Raw genomic sequence first — 21,625 nt, forward strand, 5'->3', positions numbered from 1 at the left:
TGCCCCCTCTCCCGGAGGGAGGGAGCCAACGTCAGCGGTTGACTTGCGCGAACAGCGTGGAGCTCATGCCGAACAACTTGATGAACCCTTCCGCCTCCTCGACGCCCCAGTCGGCCGACTGTGCATAAGTCGCACCCTTGGCGTTGAGGATGTGCGGCGACGCCACCGCCACCGCATCGACGCGGCCGCCGCGGGTCTCGAGCACGACCTCACCGGTCACGTTCGCCTGCGACGAGGTCAGGAACGCCTCGATGTCGGTCTTGAGCGGATCGTGGAAGAAGCCTTCGTACACCAGCTCGGTCCACTTGCGCGCGACCTCGGGCTTGAAGCGGTTCTGCTGCTTGGTCAGCACGGCGTCTTCGAGCGCGCGGTGCGCGGCCAGCAGCGAGATCAGACCCGGTGCCTCATAGACGATGCGGCCCTTGAGCCCGATCACAGTGTCGCCGGTGTAGACGCCGCGTCCCACGCCGTAGGGCGCAAACAGGGCGTTGAGCTTGGCCAGGATCTGCGCGCCCGGCAGCGTTTCGCCATCGAGGGCGACCGCCGTGCCCTGCTCGAAACGCAGCGTGACCTGCAGCGGCGCTTCCGGCCACTGCGCACGCGGCGCGCACCAGCCGCGCGCGCCCTCGCCCGGCGCCTCCCAGCGATCGATCTCGCCGCCGGACATGGTCACGCCCAGCAGGTTCTCGTTGATCGTGTAGGCCTGCTGCTTGGCGCGCACGCCAAACCCCCGTTCTTCCAGATACGCCTGTTCGTAGGCACGGGTCTGGGTGTGTTCTTTCTGGATCTCGCGGATCGGCGCCACGATGCGGTAATCGCCCTGCGCCTTGACCGCCAGGTCGAAGCGCACCTGATCGTTGCCCATGCCGGTGCAGCCGTGCGCGATCGCATTCGTGCCCAGTTCGGCGGCGCGCGCAAGCGCGGCATCGACAATCAGATACCGGTCCGACACCAGCAGCGGGTACTGGCCCTGGTAGGCCTCGCCGGCCCAGACGAAGGGCTTGACGAAGCCGTCCCAGATCGCCGGGCCCCCATCGATGGTGACGTGGCTGGCGACGCCCAGTTCGGCCGCACGCTGCTCGATGAACGCACGCTCTTCGGCATCCACGCCGCCGGTGTCGGCGAACACCGTGTGCACGGTCCAGCCCTGCTCTTTGAGGTAAGGCACGCAGAAGCTGGTGTCGAGGCCGCCTGAGAAGGCGAGGACGATGTCGCGGGAGGTGCTGGCGCTGGTCATGGGGCGTGGTCCGTGGAGAGGCGAAAAAGGGGTTGGATGAGGATGCGGCGCGGGTCAGCGCATCAGGGTCGCCATGACCGCCTTCTGCACATGCAGGCGGTTCTCGGCTTCATCGATGGCGATGCACTGTGGCGAGTCCATCACCGCGTCGGTCGCCTTGACGTTGCGCCGCAGCGGCAGACAGTGCGAGAACACGCCGTTGTTGGTCAGCGCCATCTTCGCCTCGTCGACGATGAAGTGCTGGTACTGGTCGCGGATCGGCTTCTCCGGCCCCCAGTTGCCGAAGAACGGCAGCGCGCCCCAGCTCTTGGCGTAGACCACGTCTGCGCCGGCGTAGGCACTGTCGATGTCGTGGCTGACGGCCAGCGAGCCGCCGCTCTCGACGACGTTCTGCCGGGCCCAGTCCATATAGCGCTCGTCGAGCACGTAGTCCGGCGTCGGGCACAGCAGGGTCACGTCCATGCCCAAGCGCGTGGCGATGGTCAGCGCCGAGTTGGCGACTGCGGTGTTGAGCGGCTTGGGGTGGTAGGTCCAGGTCAGCACGTACTTCTTGCCGCGCAGGTCGGTCGTGCCGAAGTGCTCCTGCAAGGCCAGCGCGTGCGCCAGTTCCTGGCAGGGATGGGTGATGGTCTCCATGTTGATGACCGGCACCGGCGAGTACTTGGCGAAGGACTTGAGCACGATGTCCTGGCGGTCGTACTGCCAGTCGACGAACTTCGGGAACGCGCGCACGCCGATCATGTCGACGTAGCGGCCCAGCACCCGCGCGACTTCGGCGATGTGCTCCTCGGTGTCGCCGTCCATCACCGTGCCCAGGTCGAACTCGATCGGCCAGGCGTCCTTGCCGGGCTGCAGCACGATGGCGTGGCCGCCGAGCTGGAACGCGCCGAGCTCGAAGCTGGTGCGCGTGCGCATCGACGGGTTGAAGAACACCAGCGCGATCGACTTGCCCTTGAGCGCGTCGCCAAGCCTCTCGCGCTTGAAGCGCGCAGCATCGGCCAGCACGGCGTCCAGGTCGGCGCGGCTCCAGTCCTGGGTGTTGAGGAAATGGCGGATGGCGGTCATCGGCAATGGGCTCGTGGGAAGGCGGGAAAGGAGTGGCCGGCGCGGAAACGAAAAAACCCGGCATGGGCCGGGTTTGGTCGGATACCGCGCGGACGCGCAGGCAGGTTCCGTCTAGCCCGGGAGGATGTGGGCTTGCGGTCGACGCGCGCGCGAGGTCATGCCCGACGCCATACGGGCGGAGGTCAGGATATCGGCGTCGGCGCGGCATGCGGTCATGGGCGCGCATCCTCGCACGCGCCGCGCTGCGCTGCAACAGGCGCGAGACCTCCCCCTCACCTGGGCTCGACGACCGGTGTCACCGAGACGCGCACGCGCAAGCGGTTGCCGGGATCGTAGGGCAGCCGGGAGCGGTACTTGACGCCTTTGTGCACGTAGTCGACGTCATAGGCGATCGGCCGGCGGAACTCGCGTTCGACCGGCACCATGCGGCAGTCGCCACCGGCCGAGCGGTCGACCTCCTCGACCTTGTCGTCGTCCGAACGCAGCACGTCCTTGACCGCCCCCACCACCCGGGCGAAGCCGCGACGCTGCGCCTCGGCCGTCACCGGCGTGGTCGCCTCGCAACGCTCGACCATGCTGGTGGCGCGCAACGTCTGGTACACCGGCTCGGCGCGCAGCACCTGGGCGTACTCGATGCGTGCGTTCTCGATCTGCTGCGGCGTCGGGGACACGGGCGGCGCCGATTGTGCGAACGCCGCCCCGGGCGCAGCCACGGCCAGCAGGGCCAGAACGGGCACCGGCATGGACGAGCGGCGGATTCGACGGGCGAGCGTGGGCACCGAACCAGTGTAGGCGCCCCCTGGCGACCGGGGCTGAATCCTCGCTGTCGTGATCCGGCCCGATTGGCCGGTGTCCAAAGGCTGTGGCGCGGCCTGTCACCGGCGGCGCCTCGCCGCTAGAATCGAGCGGTTATCCGGCGAGCGCGCAATGTCCCTGCACCTGTACAACAGCCTGAGCCGTCAGGTGGAGCCCTTCGCCCCACTCGACCCCGCGTGCCCGACGATGTACGTCTGCGGCCCCACCGTCTACAACTACGTGCACATCGGCAATGCCCGCGGCCCGGTCGTGTTCGGCGTGCTCGCCGACCTGCTGCGCCGGCGGTACGGCGCGCTGCGCTACGCGCGCAACATCACCGACGTGGACGACAAGATCAATGCCGCTGCGGCCGCCCAGGGCGTGCCGATCTCGGCGATCACCGACCGCTTCGTCGCCGCCTACCGCGAAGACATGGCCGCGCTCGGCGTCGCCCCGCCGGACATCGAACCGGCCGCGACCGCGCACATCGACAGCATCATCGCGATGATCGAATCGCTGATCGCCGCCGGTCACGCCTACGCCGCCGAAGGTCACGTGCTGTTCGCGGTCGACACCTTCGCCGGGTACGGCAAGCTCTCGCGCCGCGACCCCGACGACATGCTCGCCGGGGCCCGCATCGAAGTCGCACCCTACAAGCGCGGCCCCGGCGACTTCGTGCTGTGGAAGCCCTCGACCGATGCCCTGCCCGGCTGGGATTCGCCGTGGGGTCGCGGTCGCCCGGGCTGGCATATCGAGTGCTCGGCGATGGCGGCCGCGCATCTGGGCACCACGATCGACATCCACGCCGGCGGCGTCGACCTGCAGTTCCCGCACCACGAGAACGAGATCGCGCAGAGCGAATGCGCGCACGGCGGCGCACCGTTCGCGCGCGTGTGGCTGCACAACGGCATGCTGACCTTCGCCGGCAGCAAGATGTCCAAGTCGTTGGGCAACATCGAGCGCGTGCACGACCTGGTCCGCGCCCACCCGCCCGAGGCGCTGCGCTACGCGCTGCTGTCGGCGCACTACCGCCAGCCGCTGGACTGGTCGGACGCGCTGATCGAACAGTCGGTGCGGACGCTGGACCGGCTGTATGGGACGCTGCGCGATCTGGCCGACATCGATGCGACGCCGCGGATTCCCGAGGCAATCGAGCGTGTGCTTGACGAGGACCTCAACACGCCGGCGGCGCTGGCCGAGATCGCGCGGATCGCCGGCGAAGCCCGCAAGGCCGACGACGAGGCCACGCGCGCGGCGCTGAAGACCGAGCTACTCGGCGCCGGTCTCGCCCTGGGCCTGCTGCAGCAGGCGCCGGCCGACTGGTTCGCCCGCGGCGCCAGCGAAGACGACGACGCCCGCATCCAGGCCTTGATCGACGAACGCGTGGCCGCCAAGGCCGCCCGCGACTTCGCCCGCGCCGACGCCATCCGCGACCAGCTGGCCGCCGAACGCATCGTGCTCGAGGACACGCCGCAGGGCGTGCGGTGGAAGCGGGGCTGAGCTCAAGGAATACCGCATGCACAGAAGGCCCGCTTTCGCGGGCCTTCTGCTTTCCAATGCAACGCAGCGTCAGACCTTGCGGAACACCAGCGAACCGTTGGTGCCGCCGAAGCCGAACGAGTTCGACATCGCGTACTCGACCTGCACCTGCCGCGCGGTGTGCGGGACATAGTCGAGATCGCAGCCCTCGCCCGGATGGTCGAGGTTGATGGTCGGCGGAATGATGCCGGCGTGCAGCGCCATCGCCGAGAACACCGCTTCCACGCCGCCGGCCGCGCCGAGCAGGTGGCCGGTCATCGACTTGGTCGAGCTGACCATCACCTTGCCGGCCTGGTCGCCGAGCACGCTCTTGATGCCCATCGTCTCGGCCAGATCGCCGGCCGGCGTCGAGGTGCCGTGCGCGTTGATGTAGCCGATCTGCGAGGCGTCGATGCCGGCATCGGCGATCGCCGCGCGCATGCAGCGGGCGCCGCCCTCGCCGTTCTCGCTGGGCGCGGTCATGTGGTAGGCGTCGCCGCTCATGCCAAAACCGGCGACCTCGGCATAGATGCGCGCACCGCGCGCCTTGGCGCGCTCGTACTCTTCGAGCACCAGGATGCCAGCGCCATCACCCATGACGAAGCCGTCGCGGTCGCGATCCCACGGCCGCGAGGCCGCGGTCGGGTCGTCGTTGCGCGTGGACAGCGCCTTCATCGAGCAGAAACCGCCGACCGAGGTGGGCGTGGTCGCGAACTCGGCGCCGCCCGCGATCATCACGTCGGCATCGCCGTACTGGATCATGCGCATCGCCAGGCCGATGTTGTGGGTGGCCGTCGTGCACGCGGTGACCGCGGCGATGTTCGGTCCCTTGGCCCCGGTCATGATCGAGACCTGGCCGGAAATCATGTTGATGATCGTGCTGGGCACGTAGAACGGCGAGATCTTGCGCGGGCCGCCCTCGTGGTACTTGATCGCGGTCTCCTCGATGCCCTTCAGGCCACCGATGCCCGCGCCGATCGCCACGCCGATACGCTCGGCGTCCGCCTCACGGATCTCCAGCCCGGCATCGGCGATCGCCATCAGGCCGCCGGCCACGCCGTAGTGCACGAACGGGTCCATCTTCTTGATGTCTTTCGGTCCGATCCACTGCGCGGGATCGAAGCCCTTGACCTCGCCGGCGATGCGCGTGGCGAAGTTGGAGGCGTCGAAATGCGTGATCGGACCAATGCCCGAACGCCCGTTGACGATACCGTCCCAACTCGAAGCCAGGTCGTTGCCCAGCGGCGAGAGAATGCCGATGCCCGTGATGACGACGCGGCGCTTGGCCATGGTGAACTCCTGACGTGATGCGGCGCAGATCGCGGCCGCCGATACGCACGAGGCCGCAGTGCGGCCTCGTGACAGATTCGGATCGGGTAGCCGACCGGCGGACCGGTCGGCACCTGCGCGCACCGCGAAGCGGCGCGACACAGGACGCGGGCATCAGCCCTTGGCGTGTGCCTTGATGTAGTCGATCGCCTGCTGCACCGAGGTGATCTTCTCGGCTTCTTCGTCCGGGATCTCGCACTCGAACTCTTCTTCCAGCGCCATCACCAGCTCGACGGTATCCAGCGAGTCGGCGCCCAGGTCGTCGACGAACGAGGCGTTGTTGCTGACCTCGTCTTCCTTGACGCCCAGCTGCTCGATCACGATTTTCTTGACGCGCTCTTCGATGTTGCTCATAGGTCTTCTGCTCCGGGGAGGCGATTTGCGGTGGATAGTGTAAGGGAAAGCCGGGCAGCGGGCGCACCACCATCAAAGCCCTTGCCATTCAATGACTTGCCCTCGAAATCAGGACGACGGTGACGGCCGTCTCAGGGCATGTACATGCCGCCGTTGACATGCAGGGTTTCACCGGTGATGTAGGCGGCGGACGGGCCGGCCAGGAACGCCACCGCCTGCGCGATGTCGTTCGGCTCGCCCAGGCGGCCGAGCGCGATCTGCTCGGTCAGCGCGGCCTTGGAGGCCTCGGGCAGGTCGCGGGTCATGTCAGTGGCGATGAAGCCGGGCGCGACGACGTTGACCGTGACCCCGCGCGAACCGATCTCCTTGGCCAGCGACTTGCTGAAGGCGATGATCCCGGCCTTGGCTGCGGCGTAGTTGGCCTGGCCGGCGTTGCCGGTCACGCCGATCACCGAGGCGATGTTGACGATGCGGCCGCGGCGCGCCTTCATCATGCCGCGCATCACCGCCTTGGAGCTGCGGTAGACGCTGGTCAGATTGGTGTCGAGGATGGCCTGCCAGTCCTCGTCCTTCATGCGCATCAGCAGATTGTCGCGGGTGATCCCGGCGTTGTTGACGAGGATCGAGATCGCGCCGAACTCGGCGGCAATCGACTCGATCAGCGCCTCGATCGCGCCGGCCTGCGCCACGTCCAGCACACGGCCATGGCCGCCATGCGCGGCCAGACGCTCGCCGATCTTCGCAGCGCCGGCCTCGCTGGTCGCGGTGCCGATCACGGTCGCGCCCTGCGCGGCCAGGGTGTCGGCAATCGCGGCACCGATGCCGCGGCTGGCACCAGTGACGAGGGCGATCTCGCCCGAAAGCGTTGTGCTCATGGAATGCTCCGTAAAAAAGACGTCGGGGTGCGACGGATCTACAGCGGGGTCACGGATCGATCAGGCCAGCGGCGCGCAGCGCGATACCCCCCCTGCCCGCGATCCGCCGGCCGCCTGATCCGCCGCCCGGGGATCAGGCGGCCCAATCGGCCAGGGCGGCGTCGAAATCGGCCGGCTGGCCCAGCGCACGCGCCTCGATCGACTTGTCGATGCGCTTGACCAGGCCCGCCAACACCTTGCCCGGCCCGCACTCGGCGATGCGAGTGGTGCCGCGCGCGGCCAGCGCCTCGACGCAGCGCGTCCATTGCACCGGCAGGTAAAGCTGGCGCACCAACGCATCGCGGACCGCCGCGACCTCGTCGTGCACGGCCGCATCGACGTTCTGCACCACCGGCAGCGCAGGCGCCTGCCAGGCAATCGCGCTCATCGCGTCGGCCAGCCGGTCGGCGGCCTCGCGCATCAGCGGGGTATGCGACGGCACGCTGACGGCCAGCTTCACCACCTTGCGCACGCCGCGCTCGCCCAGCAGCGCGATCGCCCGGTCGACGGCGTCGGCATGTCCGCCAATCACCACCTGGCCCGGGGAATTGAAGTTGGCCGGCACCACCACCGAGGTGTCGGCAGACACGTCGCGGCACAGGGCCTCGACCATCGCATCCTCGGCGCCGATGACCGCGGCCATCGCACCGGTGCCGGCGGGCGCGGCGTCCTGCATCAGTTGACCACGCAGGCGCACCAGCCGCGCACCGTCGGCCAGCGACAGCGCATCGGCCGCGACCAGCGCGGTGTACTCGCCCAGGCTGTGGCCGGCGAGCACTGCCGGACGCGCGCCGCCACGCTGCTGCCACGCGCGCCACACCGCGACACCGGCGGCCAGCAGCGCCGGCTGGGTGAACTCGGTGCGTCCCAACTCGACCTCGGGCCCCTGCTGGGCCAGCGCCCACAGGTCCACGCCGGCACCATCGGAGGCTTCGGCGAACGTGTCGACCACGATCGGGTACTGCGCGGCCAGTTCGCCGAGCATGCCCAGCGACTGCGAGCCCTGCCCGGGAAACACGAATGCGAGGTGCGATGCGGTCACACGATCTTCCAGCGGAAAAAACCGGGGCGATGATAAGGGCCCGGGTACGACATTGTCTGTACTCAGGCGTATGCAGGACGGCGACGCGTGCGCGCGGTCACGCCCTGGGCGCAACAGCGCAGCGGCCAGTCAGCCGGCTCAGAACAACATCTGCAGTAGATCGATCTCACCGTCGTCGATCCAGTCCCACAGCACGAACGCCAGCACCAACAGCGGCAGCAGCGTCGCGGCATGCACCACGAGGATCGAGTGGGCGACATGCCGCGCAGAGCGCCCCAGCCACTGCATGCGCCGCGCCAGCCCCTCCAGGCGTCCCACCTGCCCGGCATGGCGTGCGACCTCGCCGGGCTCGCCGCGCAGCGCCGGCGCGAGCAGTTCGACCAACGCCTCGGTGCGCCCGTCGTAGTACTTGGCGATGCCGAAGGCGAACAGCAGCCAGTCGCGTGCCTGCGCCTGCGGCAGCGACATGACCTCGAGTGGATCTTCCTCGAAGTCGATGAAGCCCACGCGGCCGGCTTCGTCGATCGTAATGTTGCGCGGGACCATCTGCCCGAAATAGGCGCCCCGCGCATGCGCGTCGGAAATCGCGGCGATCACCTGCCGGGTCAGCGCATCGATCGTGGGCGCATCGCCATCGGCCGCACGCAGGCGCGCGGCCAGCGTGGTCCCGATGTCGCTGAGCAACAGCGTCGACTCGCCTTCCCCGAGCACCCGTGGCACGCGGATCCCCAACGCCTCGAGCTCGGCCAGGCGGCGCGACTCGATGGCCTTGGCTTCCTCACCGCCGGGATGCGGCGGCGGGCGCAGCGCATCGATTTCCAGCGCACGGACGATGGCGTCGAGCAGTCCGAGGGTCAGCTTGCGGCTGTCTCCGGCCTCGTAGGCTTTGAGCCAGGCCTCGCGCCCGGCGATGACGATCGATTGCACGCCCATGGCGGCATCCTCCATGCGATCGCAGCCGGTCCGCGCGGGCCGGACCGGTCACGCGCGCGCCACGATCTGCACTCAGTAGCGCAGCAGCGCCGAACCCCATGTGAATCCGCCGCCGAAGGCTTCCAGCAGCAGCAACTGGCCACGCTCGACGCGACCCGACCGCACCGCCTCGTCCAGCGCCAGCGGCACCGACCCCGACGAGGTGTTGCCATGCCGGTCCACGGTCACGACCACCCGGTCCATCGGCATCTCCAGCCGCTTGGCGGTCGCTTCGATGATGCGCAGGTTGGCCTGGTGCGGGATCAGCCAATCGATGTCATGGCGATCCAGGCGATTGGCGTGCAGCGCCTCGTCCACCGCTGAGTCCAGCGCCTTGACCGCGTACTTGAACACCTCGCTGCCGGCCATGCGGATGCGCACGCCGGCATTGGGCTCGTCGGGCTTGAAGCCGGCCGACACGCCGACCGGGTTCCACAGCAGTTCTTTCTTCGCACCATCGGCGTGCAGGTGGGTGCTGAGAATGCCGGTCTCGCGATCGGCTTTGAGCACCACCGCCCCGGCACCGTCGCCGAACAGCACGCAGGTCGTGCGCTCGGTCCAGTCGACCATGCGGGTGAGGGTCTCGGCGCCGACCACGAGCACGGTTTTCGCATCGCCGGACTTGATGAACTTGTCGGCAACCGACATTGCGAACAGGAAGCCCGAGCAGGCCGCGTTGACGTCGAACGCGCCGCAGCCGCCCGCGCCCAGCCGCGCCTGCAGCAAGCAGGCGGTGGACGGGAAGATGATGTCGGGGGTGGTGGTGCCGACGATGATCAGGTCGAGCTCGCCGGCCGAGACGCCGGCCGCCTCCATCGCGCGCGTGGCGGCATGGAAGGCCAGATCGCTGGTGGTCTCGCCTTCGGCCGCGATGTGACGCTCGCGAATGCCGGTGCGGGACGCGATCCACTCATCGCTGGTGTCGACGATCTTCGACAGGTCGTCGTTGGTCAGCACCTTCTCGGGCAGATAACTGCCGGTGCCTGCGATGCGGGAATAGATGCGTTCGCTGCTCATCGTGCGGACTGCCCTCGCCTCATGAACGTCTTGGGAAGGACGGCGGCGACCGGCGCGTTCGCGAATCTGCGAGAACGACCGGCGCTATGCCGCAACGCGGCGCGTCGCCTGGAAAGCGTGATACCAAAACGCTTGATACACGCCGAAGGGTCCGCCGCGATGCGACGGACCCGTGGGAAGACTCAGTCTTCCTCGACGATCCGCGTCTTGGGCTGGATCACCTGCTTGCCGCGGTAGTAGCCATCGGCCGTGACGTGGTGGCGGATATGGGTCTCGCCGGTCGTCGGGTCGGTCGACAGCAGCTTGGCGCTCAGCTTGTCGTGCGCGCGGCGCTGGCCACGGCGGGACGGGGTCACTCGGGATTTCTGCACAGCCATGGGAATTGCTCCAGCAACAGGTTCAGTTGTTTCGTTCTTTCTTGAGATCCGCCAATGCCGCGAACGGATTGACGCGTGTTTCTTCTTCGGTCGACACCGGCCAATCGCGTTCGACCGTCTCCGACCCCGGGGCCGCCGGAATCAGCGGCACCGCGAGAATCAGCTCGTCCTCGACCAGCGTGGCCGGCGACAGCATGCCGTCCTCGGGGACCAGCAGCGCTTCGTACTCCGGCAACAGCCCGGCCTCGTCCGCTTCGTCGCGGATCAGGCCCAGCCGCTGCACCGTCGCGACCGGCAGCACGAACCGCTGCAGGCTGCGCTGGCACATCAGCGGCAGCATCGCGTCGATCCGCAGTTCCGCGTACGGGATCTGCAGCGCGTCGCGACCGAACTCGATCGAGCAGACGACATCGTCGGCTTCGGTGTCGGCCAGGACATCGCGAAGACGCGACATTGACGACAACGGAACCTTGGCTTCCAGACGGCTTGCAGCCGCGACCAGACGCCAAGCATCGACCAACTCGGGCATTTGCGCGGACATAAGCCGCTGAATGTTAAAGAGGTGCCGGGAGCCTGTCAAATACGCCATCGCCCCGGAATCGTCTTCGACCGCCCGGCGATGCTGCCGCTATCGTTCGACACGGGTCGATCGCACTGCAGGCGCCGGATGGGTCTGTATTGTAAGCCGCAGGCAGGCAAAGGTGGGCGCACTGCGACCCCCCCTATCCAGGCGAGGATGACCGCGCACACCGCGCCTCCCTGCCCCATGCAATGCCACAGGACCCCCGATGCCCGCGCCCCTGATCCTTGGTTCCACCTCTCCCTACCGCCGCGACCTGCTCGCCCGCCTGCGCCTGCCCTTCGACTGCCGGCGCCCCGAGGTGTCCGAGACGCCCGCCCCGGGCGAGGACGCGCAGACACTGGCGATGCGCCTAGCGCTGGCCAAGGCGGTGGACGTGGCGACCCATACACCGGACAGCTGGGTCATCGGCTCCGACCAGGTCGCCGCACTCGACGGTGCGCCGCTGGGCAAGCCCGGCGACCGCAACGGCGCCATCGTCCAGTTGTCGGCGATGGCTGGCCGCACCGTGGTGTTCCACACCGCCGTGGCCCTGGTCCGCAATGGCGAGCCGGCACGCCAGGCTCTCGACCGCACGCAGGTGCGCTTCCGTGCCCTCGACCGGGCGACGATCGAACGCTACGTCGACGCCGAGCAGCCCTTCGACTGCGCCGGCAGCTTCAAATGCGAAGGCCTGGGCATCGCCCTGTTCGAGGCGATCACCAGCGACGACCCGACCGCACTGATCGGCCTGCCGCTGATCGAGACCGCCCGCCTGCTGCGCGAGGCCGGCTACGCGGTGCCTTGAGAGTCCTGCCCGAAACCCGTGTCCCCACCCGGCGCGCAATGCACGCCGACCTCTACCCGCGATGCGGGGGAGGTGACCGCATCGCGAAGCGCCACGTCCGCTGGTCAGCGCCCCTCCCCCGCGTGCGGGGCATTGCGCCCTTTACGGGTGGAGGACTGGGGTGGGGACAGACGCTTCGCGGATACCTCAACCCGCGCGCGACGCGCCTGCGTTATCGGCCGGCGGCTCCCAGCCGAACACGCTGCGTCCGCCGTAGGCGTGCGAGGCGGCCCGCTCCTGGGCCAGGAAGGCCGCCAATGACGGGCCGCCCGCGGTCGCCTCCAGCGCGCGCGATTGCGCATCCAGCCGGCGGATCGCCGCCAGGCGGTCGTCGTTGCCGAGCTTGGCGCGCGTCACCGCAGTGCGCATCACTTCGATCGTGTGGTCGAACACCTTTGTGGGCACCGGATAGGGATGCCGGTCCTTGCCGCCGTGCGCCAGCGAGAACCGCGCCGGATCACTGAACCGGCACGGCGTGCCGTGCACGACCTCGGCGACCAGCGCCAGCGCGCGCACTGTCCGCGCCCCTACGCCCGGCACCTGCAGCAGTTCGGTGAAATCGCGCGGGCCGCACTCGGCCGCAGCGGCCAGGGCGCCATGCAGCCGCCGCAGCACGACATCGCCACTGCGCACGTCGTGATGGCCCGGAAGGCTCAGGTGCGGTTGCAGCGGCGCCACGTCGTGACCGTCGGGCGCGAACAGATCGCCGGTCGTGCCCGGCACCATCGAGACCGGTGCCGCGCGCGCGGCACGTGCCGGCGCCGCACCCGCGGCCCGCTCCAGTTGCCCGAACTCCCGCACCAATTGCACAGGTGCCATCTCCCGCAGCAGCGCGACCTGCGATGCGCGCGATGCCGCCGCGCGCCGGTCGGCGAGATTGACGATCCGTCCCTGCCCCGGCCCGTCGATCGCCGCATGCGGCGCGTCGACGAAGCTCTCCAGGCCTTCGGACAGCCAGTGATAGCGGCGCGCCTGCCCGCGCCCGCCGTGCATCCCCTGCTGAATCACGACCCACTGGCCGTCGTCGGCAACGATGAAGCCGTGCAGATAGAGATCGAAGCCGTCCTGCACCGCCGCGCTGTCGACCTTGGCGACCAGCCGGCTGGTGCGCGCCAGCGCCGCGCCGTCGAGCCCGGTGCGCGCGCCGACCGCCAGCAGTTCGTCAGGGGTCGCCCGCGAATGCCGCCCGCGCCCGCCGCAGACATGCAGGCCGAGTTCGCCCGACAACGGCGCCAGCCCGCGCTTGAGCGCGCCGACCACGCTGGTGGTGATGCCAGACGAATGCCAGTCCATGCCCATCACCGCACCGAAGGCCTGGAACCAGAACGGATGCGCCAACCGGCGCAGCAGCTCGGCGCGCCCGTACTCGAGCACGATGGCCTCGCATAGCACCGCCCCCAGCCGGGTCATGCGCCGGCCCAGCCACGCGGGCACGCGCCCGCCATGCAGGGGAAGGTCGGCGCTGCCGGTTCGTCGGGACATGCGCACAGCCTGCCGCGGCGACGTCTCAAACCGTGAGACCGCGCACCGGCGGCGCGTACGCCTGTGCCGTCGGTCAGCCTTGCGCGGCCGGCTTCGCCTTCTCTTCCGCGATGAAGCGCCGCACCTCCGACTCGAGCACCGGCAGCGGCACCGAGCCCAGATTCAGGATCGTGTCGTGGAACGGGCGCTGGTCGAAGGCGGGCCCGAGCGCGCGCTCGGCTTCGGCGCGCAGGTCGAGCATGGTCTTGTAGCCGATGTAGTACGACAGCGCCTGGCCCGGCCAGGAGATGTAACGGTCGACCTCGGTCACGACATCGTGCTTGGCGAGCGCGGTGTGGCTGGCGAGGTAGTCGATCGCCTGCTCGCGGGTCCAGCCGTACTCGTGCAGGCCGGTGTCGATCACCAATCGCGCCGCGCGCCACATCTCGAACGTCAGTCGGCCGAACTCCTCGTACGGCGTCTCGTACAGGCCCATGCGCGTACCCAGCCACTCGGTATACAGCCCCCAGCCCTCGCCGTAGCCGGAGAAATAGGTCTGTTGGCGGAAGTCCGGGCGTGCCGGCGCCTCGAGCGCGAGCGCGGCCTGGAAGCTGTGGCCCGGCGCGCATTCGTGCAACACCAGCGCCGGCAGGTTGTACAGCGGCCGCGACGGCAGGTCGTAGGTGTTGAAGAAGCACGCCTCCAGCCCACCGCGACCGGAGGTGTAGATCGGCGCGATGTCATCGGCCACCGGCAGGATCGTGAAGCGGTAGCGCGGCAGCGTGCCGACGACGTACTGCAACTGGCCGTCGATCTTCTTGGCGATCAACGACGCCTCGGCCAATAGTCCGCGTGGCGTGGTCGCGTAGAACTGCGGGTCGGTGCGCAGGAAATCGATGAACTGCGCCAAGGTGCCGGTGAAGCCGGCGCGCTGCTTGACCTGCTCCATCTCGGCGGTGATCCGCGCGACTTCGGCCAGGCCCAGATCATGGATCTGCCGCGGGTCCATGTCGCGGGTCACGTACTCGCGGATCTGCGCGCGATAGAACGCGCGACCATCGGGCAGGTCGCTGGCGGCGATCGTGGTGCGCGTGCGCGGGAGGTATTCGCCGCGGATGAAGCCCAGCAGCTTGGAGTACGCCGGGATCGCGCGTTCCAGCACCACGCGCCGGCCCTCGTCGCGCAGTTGCGTGCGCACCGGCTCAGGGATGCTGGCAGGAATGCGCTCGAAGGTCGCCAGCAGCGGATTGCCCTCGCCCGTCTGCACATAGGGATCGAGCGTGTTGTCGCGGCCGTCCAGCGTCGCCCGCGGCACGCTCCAGCCCCGCGCCAGGCCGCGCTCCATGTTCGCGATCTGCTCGTCGAAGTACCGCGGCACATCCGCCAGCCGGCCGATGAACCGACGCCAGTCGGCCTCGGTCTGGAACGGCTGGCGCGGATTGATGCCGCCCCAGAAGAAGCTGTCGCTGTTGAACGGCGCCTCGTACGTGCGCCACTGCGCGTTGGCGACGTTGGCTTCGAGCGTGGCGCGGAACACCGTGGCATTGATGCGCTCCTCGCCGCCGAGCGCATCGGCGTCGATGGCATCGAGCGCGGCCAGCGTCCGGGTCCAGTAGTCGGCGCGGCGCGCCCAGGCCTCGGGGGTCACCGACGGCAGCCGGTCGCCGGATTGCCAGCGCCCGTCGACTTTCACGCGCACGAACTCCTGCTGCCGCCACGCCCACTCCTGCGTGTAGAGCGCGCGCAAGGCGGTTTCTGCGGCATTGGCCGGCGCGGCGAGCGGGGCGGCGGGCACGTCCTGCGCCCATGCCGGCACGGCGGCGCCGATCGCGAGCGAGAGCGACAGGACGAGGACGGACAGCGTCGTGCGACGACGCGGCGGCATGGACATCGGGCAACTCCTGGACAACGGATTCATGGGGCGGCAGCCGCGGCACGGTTCCAGCGCGGTGGTGCGACGCCAAGCAGGTGGCGGACGAAGACATCGGCCTGGCGGCGGTGAGCGTAGTCGATCGGCCCGCTGGACCGGCCGACGGTATGGCCGCCGCCAGGAATCGCGAGCAGTTCGAAATCCTTGCCGGCACGGATCAGCGCATCGGCGACCTGCATCGTCGAGGCCGGGTCGACGTTGTCGTCCTGCTCGCCGAGGATCAGCAGCAGCTCGCCCTGCAGGCGATGGGCGTTGTCGACGCCCGAAGCGCGCGCGTAGTGGTCGCCCTCGCCCTCGGGCAATCCCATCCACTGCTCGTTCCAGCTGATCTTGTCCATGCGGTTGTCGTAGCAGCCGTTCCAGGCCACGCCGACCTTGTAGAAATCGGGATGGAACAACAGCGCGCTGAGCGTGCTCTGGCCGCCGGCCGAGGCGCCGTAGATGCCCACGCGCGTGATGTCATAAGCCGGGTCGACCGCGGCCAACGCACGGTGCCAGGCGATGCGGTCCGGGAAGCCCGAGTCGCCGAGATTGCGCCAGGCCACATCGTGGAAGGCCTTGCCGCGGTGCGCGGTGCCCATGCCGTCGATCTGCACGACGATGAAGCCCAGGTCCGCCAGCGCCTGCATGCCGATCGCCTTGTCGCCGCCCGAGTGATAGCCGAACGGCCAAAACGTCTTGGGCACGAACGCATCGTGCGGACCGGCGTAGATGTTCTCGATCACCGGGTAGCGCCGCGCCGGATCGTAATCGCGTGGGCGCACCACCAGTCCCCAGATGTCGGTGATGCGGTCGCGCCCCTTCGCGACGAACGGTTCGGGCGGCCGCCAGCCGGCCGCGCGCAGCGCTGTGATGTCTCCGCGCGCGATCTCCGCGACCAGACGGCCGTCAGCGCGGCGCAGTTCCATCACCGGCGGCAGATCGACCCGCGAATACACGTCGACGTAGTACGCGCCATCGGGCGACAGTGCGATGTCGTGGTCGGCATCCGCGTCGGTCAAGCGCACCGGGTCGCCGCCGTCGAGGCTGACGCGGAACAGTTGGCGGAAATACGGATCGCGCCCCGCATCCACGCCGCTGGCGGTGAACCAGACCTGGCGCGTGGCCTCGTCGACGCGCAGCACCTCGCGCACGACCCAGTCGCCGCGGGTCAGCTGCCGGCGGATCGCGCCGCTGCGGCCGTCGAACAGGTACAGGTGACGCCAGCCGTCGCGCTCCGATACCCAGACGATCTCCTCGCCCAGCCCATCGAGTTCATGCCGGAACCCGCGCCAGGTGTCCACGAAAGTCGCGCTGGGCTCGGCGATCGCGATCCGTGCGCTCGCCTCGCCATCGCCGGTCGGCATGTCGACCGCGATCACATCCACCCGCTGGTGGCCGCGATGCACGACCTCGAACGCGAAGCTGCCGCTGTCGCGGCGCCACTGGATCGGCGAGAGCCGGTAGGGGTTGGCGAACGCCGACGCGTCGATCTCCAATTGCCGGCCCTGCACGACGTCGAACAGCACCGGCCGCTCGATATCGACCCGGTCGCCGGGCTTGGGATAGAGCTGGGTGTGCACGCGCGGCTGGCGCTGGTCGCGTGGCGCACTCTCCACCCGCACGACCTCGCGGCGATCGCCCGGCACCACCCGGTAGACCGCCAGCCAGCGCGAATCGGGCGACCAGGCCAACGTCTGCGGATCGTCGAATGCGGTCGCACTGCCGCCGCTGCCGCGCAGCACCACCTGGCCATCGGCGATCCGGCGCACGACGACGTTGTCGCCTTCGACCTGCGCCTCGTAATGCCCGTCGGGCGACGGCCGCGGCGTCGTGTCGGCGGCCACCGTGACGTCGCGCACCACACCGAACGCGCGCGGCCGCCCCGGGCGCGCCGGCTTCGGCGCGCAGTGCGCAGGCTGCAAGGTGCAGCCCCAGCGCACGTCGCCGACCTGGAACGCGATCGCGCGGCCGCCGGCCTCGTAGTCGAATGTCTCGAACGGCAGCTGCAACGGATCGTGGCGCGTGCCGTCTGCGCGGCCCAACGCGGCCGCGATCGCGCCATGATCGAACGCGCGGCGCGGCCCACCGCCAGCGAGGTCGTAGCGCAGGAACGCGAAGCCACCCTCGACCGTCGCGCGATAGTGGAAGCGCCCGTCGTCGGTCCAGCGCGCCGGCCAGGTCACATTGCGGGTCAATCCGCTCCACTGCGCACGCAGTGCCAGCGAACGCGCGTAGTCGTCGGCGTCCGGACCGGCGGCCATCGCGGTCGCCGGGATCGCCAGCAGCGCCGTCAGTCCCCACGCGGCCAGCCGCCTCGCGCTCCCCTTGTCCGGTCGTGCCATCGTCCCCGTCGCTGCAGCGGCCCCGTCGGCCGGTCGGTTCGTATGCCACATCTCGCGCGGCGACGACAACCGCCGTTCGCCACGTAAGGCCATCAACCGCGCCGCGATCCCGCCGCGCCGGCTTCGGGCCTAGGCCATCGCCTCACGCAGAAACAGTGCGGTCCGGCTGGTGCGGTGCTTCGCGACGGCCTCCGGCGTCCCGGCCACGACCACGTGGCCGCCCGCCGCGCCCGCGCCCGGCCCCATGTCGACGACCCAGTCACTGGCGGCCGCCACGCGCATGTCGTGCTCGACGACGATCACGGTGTTGCCCGCGTCCACCAGCCCGTGCAACTGCGTCATCAAGGTATCGACATCGCTCGGATGCAGGCCGGTCGTCGGTTCGTCGAGCACGTAGACGGTGCCGCGTCGCTGCGCGCGTTGCAGCTCGCTGGCCAGCTTGATGCGCTGGGCCTCGCCGCCCGACAGTTCGGTCGCCGGCTGGCCCAGCCGTAGATAGCCCAGGCCGACTTCGAGCAGCACCTGCAGCGGCCGCGCGATCGCGGCGTCGTCCTCGAAGAACGCCGCGGCCTCGGCCACGGTCATGCCCAGCACGTCGGCGATGGACTTGCCCCGCAGCGTGATCGCCAGCGTCTTCGCATCGAAGCGGCTGCCGTGGCAGGTCGGACACGGCGCATAAACGCTGGGCATGAACAACAGTTCCACGCTGACGAAGCCCTCGCCCTCGCAGGTGGCGCAACGCCCTTTGGCGACGTTGAACGAGAAGTGCCCGGCATCGAAGCGGCGACGGCGCGCGGCCGGGGTGTCGGCGAAGCGCTTGCGCACATGGTCGAACAGGCCGGTGTAGGTGGCCAGGTTCGAGCGCGGCGTGCGTCCGATCGGCTTCTGGTCCACGCGCACCAGCCGGCGCAGCTCATCGAGCCCGCCGACGATCCTCCCCTCGACCGCGGCCTCGACACCACGTTCGAGCGGATCGAGCGACGCCTCGTCGGCATCGCCGGCCTGCCCTAGGTGCGCGCCCAGCAGTTCGACCAGCGCCTGGCTCACCAGCGACGACTTGCCCGACCCGCTGACCCCGGTGACGGTCGTGAATACGCCCAGCGGCAGGTCGACATCGAGCCCGCAGACGTTGTTGCGCACGATGCCGCGCAGTTGCAGCCAGCCGGTCGGCGCGCGCAGGCGGCTGGCCTCGGGGGCGTGCCCGGCGAACAGATAGCGCCGCGTCGCCGAGGCCTCGACGTCCGCCAGGCCCGCCGGCGGTCCGCTGTAGAGCACCCGGCCGCCCTGCTCGCCCGCGGCCGGCCCGACGTCGACGATCCAGTCCGCATGCCGGATCACGTCGATCTCGTGCTCGACCACGAACAACGAATTACCGGCGCCCTTGAGCTGATCGAGCGCGCGCAGCAGCGCCTGCGCATCGGCCGGATGCAGGCCGGCCGAGGGTTCGTCCATCACGTAGACCACGCCGAACAGCTGCGAGCGGATCTGCGTGCCCAGGCGCAGGCGCTGCAACTCACCCGGCGACAGCGTCGGTGTGCTGCGCGCGAGCGTCAGATACCCCAGCCCCAGGTCCTGCAACACCGCGATGCGCGCCAGCAGGTCCTGCGCGATGCGCTGCGCGGCCAGCGCCTGCTCCGGATGCGCGCGGGCATGGGTCTTGCCGGCCGCGGCCGGCGCCAGCAGGCCGGCAAGTTCGTCGAGCGGGCGCTGCGAGAACGCGGCGATGTCCAGCCCGGCGAAGGTCACCGACAGCGCCTCGCGGCGCAGACGCTTGCCGTGGCACTCGGGGCAGTCGGCCCCGATCAGGTACTGCGCCGCACGTTTTTTCTGTTGCGGGCTCTGGGTATTGGCAAAGGTGTGCAGTACATGCCGCCGCGCACTGGTGAAGGTACCCATGTAGCTGGGCTCCATTTTCTTCTTCAGCGCACGCCGCACTTCGTCCAGGCCGAAGCCGGCATACACCGGCACCACGGGTTGCTCGTCGGTGAACAGAATCCAGTCGCGGGTCTTCTTCGGCAGCTTCGACCACGGCACGTCGACGTCGATGCCGAGCGTGGTCAGGATGTCGCGCTGGTTCTGGCCGTGCCAGGCACCCGGCCACGCCGCGACCGCGCGCTCGCGGATCGTCAGACTGCGATCGGGCACCATCGACGCCTCGGTCGCGTCGTAGATCCGGCCCAACCCGTGACAGGTCGGGCATGCGCCGGCCGGCGTGTTGGGCGAGAACCCGTCGGCGTAGATGATCGATTGCCCCGGCGGGTAGTCGCCTGCGCGCGAGTACAACATGCGCAGCGAATTGGAGATCGTCGTCAAGCTGCCCACCGACGAGCGCGCGGTCGGCGTACCACGCGCCTGCTGCAGCGCAACCGCCGGCGGCAGGCCCTCGATCGCATCGACCTGCGGCACGCCGGCCTGGTCGATCAACCGGCGCGCGTAAGGCGAGATCGAATCGAGGTAGCGCCGCTGCGCCTCGGCGAACAATGTGCCGAAGGCCAGCGACGACTTGCCCGAGCCCGACACGCCGGTAAACACCACCAGCGCATCGCGCGGGATGTCGACATCGACGTCCTTGAGGTTGTGCTCGCGCGCGCCGCGCACGCGCACGCATTGCGCGGGGCCGGGCGGCGTCGACGGCGACGGTGGCTTGGGCATGGGCGGCCTTGGAAGCGGAAGCGGCCGGCATTATCGGCCCGCCGCCGTGTCGGCCGCGTGCGGTCGCGTCGTTGCGCGTTACACCTGCTGCGGCGCGCCGACGCGCGGCGCGGGGGCGCGGCGCGGCCGGCTCGGGAACGCGTGCCGCACAATCCGCCAGGTCACCTGGCCGAACTGCCGCAGCAGCGAGCCGGTGTTGTAGGGCTGGCCGTAGCGCGTGCAAATCTCCCGCACCTCGACCGCCATCGCACCGTAGCGATGCGCCGGCACGTCGGGATAGAAGTGATGCTCGATCTGGTGGCTCAGGTTGCCGGTCAGCAGGTTCATCAACCGGCCGCCGCCGATGTTCGACGAGCCGCGCAGCTGGCGCAGGTACCAGTGGCCGCGGGTCTCCTGGCGCAGGCAGTCCTTCGGGAACACCTCGGCATCGGCGGTGAAGTGGCCGCAGAAGATCACCACGAACGTCCAGATGTTGCGCAGGCCATTGGCGACCAGGTTGCCCAGTAGCACCGGCAGGAAGAACGGGCCGGCGAGCGCGGGGAACAGCACGTAGTCCTTGAGCAGTTGCCGGCCCATCTTGCGACCGACCGGCGCGAAATCGCGCGCGAGCTTGCCCTTGGGCATCTTGCCGGCGAACCAGCGACCGACCTTCAATTCCTGGATGGCCACGCCCCACTGGAAGTACAGTGCAAACACCGGGGCGATCAGCGGCTGCAGCAGGTAGAACGGCTTCCAGCGCTGCTCGGGGAAGATCCGCAGCAGCCCGTAGCCGATGTCGTCGTCCATGCCGCGCACATTGGTGTAGGTGTGGTGACGATAGTTGTGCGAATGCCGCCAGTTGTCGGCGGTCGCGACGATGTCCCACTCGTAGCGCTGGCCCTCGAGCTGTGGATCACCCATGAAGTCGTACTGGCCGTGCATCACGTTGTGCCCGACCTCCATGTTCTCGAGGATCTTGGCCAGTGCCAGCAACAGCACGCCCACCGGCCACGCCATCCACAGCACCCACGGTACGAACGCGCCGGCGATCGCGCCGAGCATCAACAGCGCGCGACCGGCCAGGCCCGTCCAGCGCACCGCGGCGACGACCCGACGGATGTAGTCGGCATCGACCTTGCCCACCTGCGCCATCGTGCGCGTGTGCAGCGCATCGAGTTCGGCGCCGAAGGCTTCGAGTTCCTGCGCGCCCAGGCGGCGGGCGGTGGTGTTGGACATCAGGGAGCTCCGCAATT

The 21,625-nt window shown here is 69.3% G+C and carries 18 protein-coding genes; 2 read left to right on the top strand and 16 right to left on the bottom strand.

What is annotated here, in order from left to right:
- Positions 1–31: 31 nt before the first annotated feature.
- From MNO14_RS10095 to MNO14_RS10105, 3 genes are all read right to left on the bottom strand, one after another.
- A complete protein-coding gene (locus tag MNO14_RS10095) occupies positions 32–1,237 on the bottom strand; it encodes an argininosuccinate synthase (RefSeq protein ID WP_241943631.1) in 1,206 nt (401 codons plus the stop codon).
- Positions 1,238–1,291: 54 nt separating this feature from the next.
- Positions 1,292–2,302, bottom strand: coding sequence for an N-acetylornithine carbamoyltransferase (locus MNO14_RS10100; RefSeq protein ID WP_241943632.1), 1,011 nt, complete (start codon positions 2,300–2,302; stop codon positions 1,292–1,294).
- Positions 2,303–2,574: 272 nt separating this feature from the next.
- Positions 2,575–2,973, bottom strand: coding sequence for a hypothetical protein (locus MNO14_RS10105; RefSeq protein WP_343226385.1), 399 nt, complete (start codon positions 2,971–2,973; stop codon positions 2,575–2,577).
- A 256-nt stretch (positions 2,974–3,229) separates the two neighbouring features.
- Here MNO14_RS10105 and cysS point away from each other — a divergent pair, with 256 nt between their 5' ends.
- Complete coding sequence (gene cysS, locus MNO14_RS10110) at positions 3,230–4,597, top strand: cysteine--tRNA ligase (protein ID WP_241943634.1); 1,368 nt, start codon at positions 3,230–3,232, stop codon at positions 4,595–4,597.
- Positions 4,598–4,666: 69 nt separating this feature from the next.
- On the opposite strand, the gene fabF is transcribed toward cysS, so the two are convergent.
- The 8 genes from fabF to MNO14_RS10150 form a co-directional block, all read right to left on the bottom strand.
- Positions 4,667–5,905, bottom strand: coding sequence for a beta-ketoacyl-ACP synthase II (gene fabF / locus MNO14_RS10115; protein WP_241943635.1), 1,239 nt, complete (start codon positions 5,903–5,905; stop codon positions 4,667–4,669).
- 153 nt (positions 5,906–6,058) lie between these two features.
- A complete protein-coding gene (acpP, locus tag MNO14_RS10120) occupies positions 6,059–6,298 on the bottom strand; it encodes an acyl carrier protein (RefSeq protein ID WP_047137282.1) in 240 nt (79 codons plus the stop codon).
- A 131-nt stretch (positions 6,299–6,429) separates the two neighbouring features.
- Positions 6,430–7,173, bottom strand: a complete 744-nt coding sequence (fabG, locus tag MNO14_RS10125) for a 3-oxoacyl-ACP reductase FabG (protein ID WP_241943636.1) — start codon at positions 7,171–7,173, stop codon at positions 6,430–6,432.
- A 133-nt stretch (positions 7,174–7,306) separates the two neighbouring features.
- Positions 7,307–8,254, bottom strand: coding sequence for an ACP S-malonyltransferase (gene fabD, locus MNO14_RS10130; RefSeq protein WP_241943637.1), 948 nt, complete (start codon positions 8,252–8,254; stop codon positions 7,307–7,309).
- Between the two features lie 138 nt (positions 8,255–8,392).
- Entirely contained in the window at positions 8,393–9,187 is a 795-nt protein-coding gene (locus tag MNO14_RS10135) for a lipopolysaccharide kinase InaA family protein (protein WP_241943638.1), read from the bottom strand.
- Between the two features lie 72 nt (positions 9,188–9,259).
- Positions 9,260–10,243 (bottom strand): beta-ketoacyl-ACP synthase III, encoded by a 984-nt coding sequence (locus MNO14_RS10140; RefSeq protein WP_241943639.1) that lies wholly within the window; start codon positions 10,241–10,243, stop codon positions 9,260–9,262.
- Positions 10,244–10,425: 182 nt separating this feature from the next.
- On the bottom strand, positions 10,426–10,620 hold the full coding sequence (gene rpmF, locus MNO14_RS10145) for a 50S ribosomal protein L32 (RefSeq protein WP_183425630.1): 195 nt from the start codon (positions 10,618–10,620) through the stop codon (positions 10,426–10,428).
- Between the two features lie 22 nt (positions 10,621–10,642).
- Positions 10,643–11,161 carry a YceD family protein gene (locus tag MNO14_RS10150; RefSeq protein WP_241946316.1) on the bottom strand — a complete coding sequence of 173 codons (519 nt, stop codon included), beginning with the start codon at positions 11,159–11,161 and terminating at the stop codon, positions 10,643–10,645.
- Between the two features lie 247 nt (positions 11,162–11,408).
- On the opposite strand from MNO14_RS10150, the gene MNO14_RS10155 reads away from it, so the two are divergent.
- Positions 11,409–11,987, top strand: coding sequence for a nucleoside triphosphate pyrophosphatase (locus MNO14_RS10155; RefSeq protein WP_241943640.1), 579 nt, complete (start codon positions 11,409–11,411; stop codon positions 11,985–11,987).
- 186 nt (positions 11,988–12,173) lie between these two features.
- Here MNO14_RS10155 and MNO14_RS10160 read toward each other — a convergent pair whose 3' ends face one another.
- The 5 genes from MNO14_RS10160 to MNO14_RS10180 form a co-directional block, all read right to left on the bottom strand.
- Positions 12,174–13,508 carry a DUF763 domain-containing protein gene (locus tag MNO14_RS10160; protein ID WP_241943641.1) on the bottom strand — a complete coding sequence of 445 codons (1,335 nt, stop codon included), beginning with the start codon at positions 13,506–13,508 and terminating at the stop codon, positions 12,174–12,176.
- A 73-nt stretch (positions 13,509–13,581) separates the two neighbouring features.
- A complete protein-coding gene (locus tag MNO14_RS10165) occupies positions 13,582–15,378 on the bottom strand; it encodes a DUF885 domain-containing protein (protein WP_241943642.1) in 1,797 nt (598 codons plus the stop codon).
- A 23-nt stretch (positions 15,379–15,401) separates the two neighbouring features.
- Entirely contained in the window at positions 15,402–17,660 is a 2,259-nt protein-coding gene (locus tag MNO14_RS10170) for a S9 family peptidase (protein ID WP_241946317.1), read from the bottom strand.
- A 210-nt stretch (positions 17,661–17,870) separates the two neighbouring features.
- Positions 17,871–20,393 carry an excinuclease ABC subunit UvrA gene (locus tag MNO14_RS10175; protein ID WP_241943643.1) on the bottom strand — a complete coding sequence of 841 codons (2,523 nt, stop codon included), beginning with the start codon at positions 20,391–20,393 and terminating at the stop codon, positions 17,871–17,873.
- A 78-nt stretch (positions 20,394–20,471) separates the two neighbouring features.
- Positions 20,472–21,608: an acyl-CoA desaturase gene (locus tag MNO14_RS10180; RefSeq protein ID WP_241943644.1), complete on the bottom strand. Its 1,137-nt coding sequence runs from the start codon at positions 21,606–21,608 to the stop codon at positions 20,472–20,474.
- Positions 21,609–21,625 lie beyond the last annotated feature (17 nt).

The organism is Luteimonas sp. S4-F44, assembly GCF_022637415.1.
GTDB lineage: Bacteria > Pseudomonadota > Gammaproteobacteria > Xanthomonadales > Xanthomonadaceae > Luteimonas.

What these genes read in the sequence shown, in the direction of transcription:
- rpmF (WP_183425630.1), bottom strand. Translation starts at nt 10,620, where the DNA reads ATGGCTGTGCAGAAATCCCGAGTGACCCCGTCCCGCCGTGGCCAGCGC.
- MNO14_RS10140 (WP_241943639.1), bottom strand. Translation starts at nt 10,243, where the DNA reads ATGAGCAGCGAACGCATCTATTCCCGCATCGCAGGCACCGGCAGTTAT.
- cysS (WP_241943634.1), top strand. Translation starts at nt 3,230, where the DNA reads ATGTCCCTGCACCTGTACAACAGCCTGAGCCGTCAGGTGGAGCCCTTC.
- fabF (WP_241943635.1), bottom strand. Translation starts at nt 5,905, where the DNA reads ATGGCCAAGCGCCGCGTCGTCATCACGGGCATCGGCATTCTCTCGCCG.
- MNO14_RS10165 (WP_241943642.1), bottom strand. Translation starts at nt 15,378, where the DNA reads ATGTCCATGCCGCCGCGTCGTCGCACGACGCTGTCCGTCCTCGTCCTG.
- MNO14_RS10150 (WP_241946316.1), bottom strand. Translation starts at nt 11,161, where the DNA reads ATGTCCGCGCAAATGCCCGAGTTGGTCGATGCTTGGCGTCTGGTCGCG.
- MNO14_RS10095 (WP_241943631.1), bottom strand. Translation starts at nt 1,237, where the DNA reads ATGACCAGCGCCAGCACCTCCCGCGACATCGTCCTCGCCTTCTCAGGC.
- MNO14_RS10155 (WP_241943640.1), top strand. Translation starts at nt 11,409, where the DNA reads ATGCCCGCGCCCCTGATCCTTGGTTCCACCTCTCCCTACCGCCGCGAC.
- MNO14_RS10160 (WP_241943641.1), bottom strand. Translation starts at nt 13,508, where the DNA reads ATGTCCCGACGAACCGGCAGCGCCGACCTTCCCCTGCATGGCGGGCGC.
- MNO14_RS10180 (WP_241943644.1), bottom strand. Translation starts at nt 21,608, where the DNA reads ATGTCCAACACCACCGCCCGCCGCCTGGGCGCGCAGGAACTCGAAGCC.
- fabG (WP_241943636.1), bottom strand. Translation starts at nt 7,173, where the DNA reads ATGAGCACAACGCTTTCGGGCGAGATCGCCCTCGTCACTGGTGCCAGC.
- MNO14_RS10175 (WP_241943643.1), bottom strand. Translation starts at nt 20,393, where the DNA reads ATGCCCAAGCCACCGTCGCCGTCGACGCCGCCCGGCCCCGCGCAATGC.
- MNO14_RS10100 (WP_241943632.1), bottom strand. Translation starts at nt 2,302, where the DNA reads ATGACCGCCATCCGCCATTTCCTCAACACCCAGGACTGGAGCCGCGCC.
- MNO14_RS10170 (WP_241946317.1), bottom strand. Translation starts at nt 17,660, where the DNA reads ATGGCCGCCGGTCCGGACGCCGACGACTACGCGCGTTCGCTGGCACTG.
- acpP (WP_047137282.1), bottom strand. Translation starts at nt 6,298, where the DNA reads ATGAGCAACATCGAAGAGCGCGTCAAGAAAATCGTGATCGAGCAGCTG.
- MNO14_RS10135 (WP_241943638.1), bottom strand. Translation starts at nt 9,187, where the DNA reads ATGGGCGTGCAATCGATCGTCATCGCCGGGCGCGAGGCCTGGCTCAAA.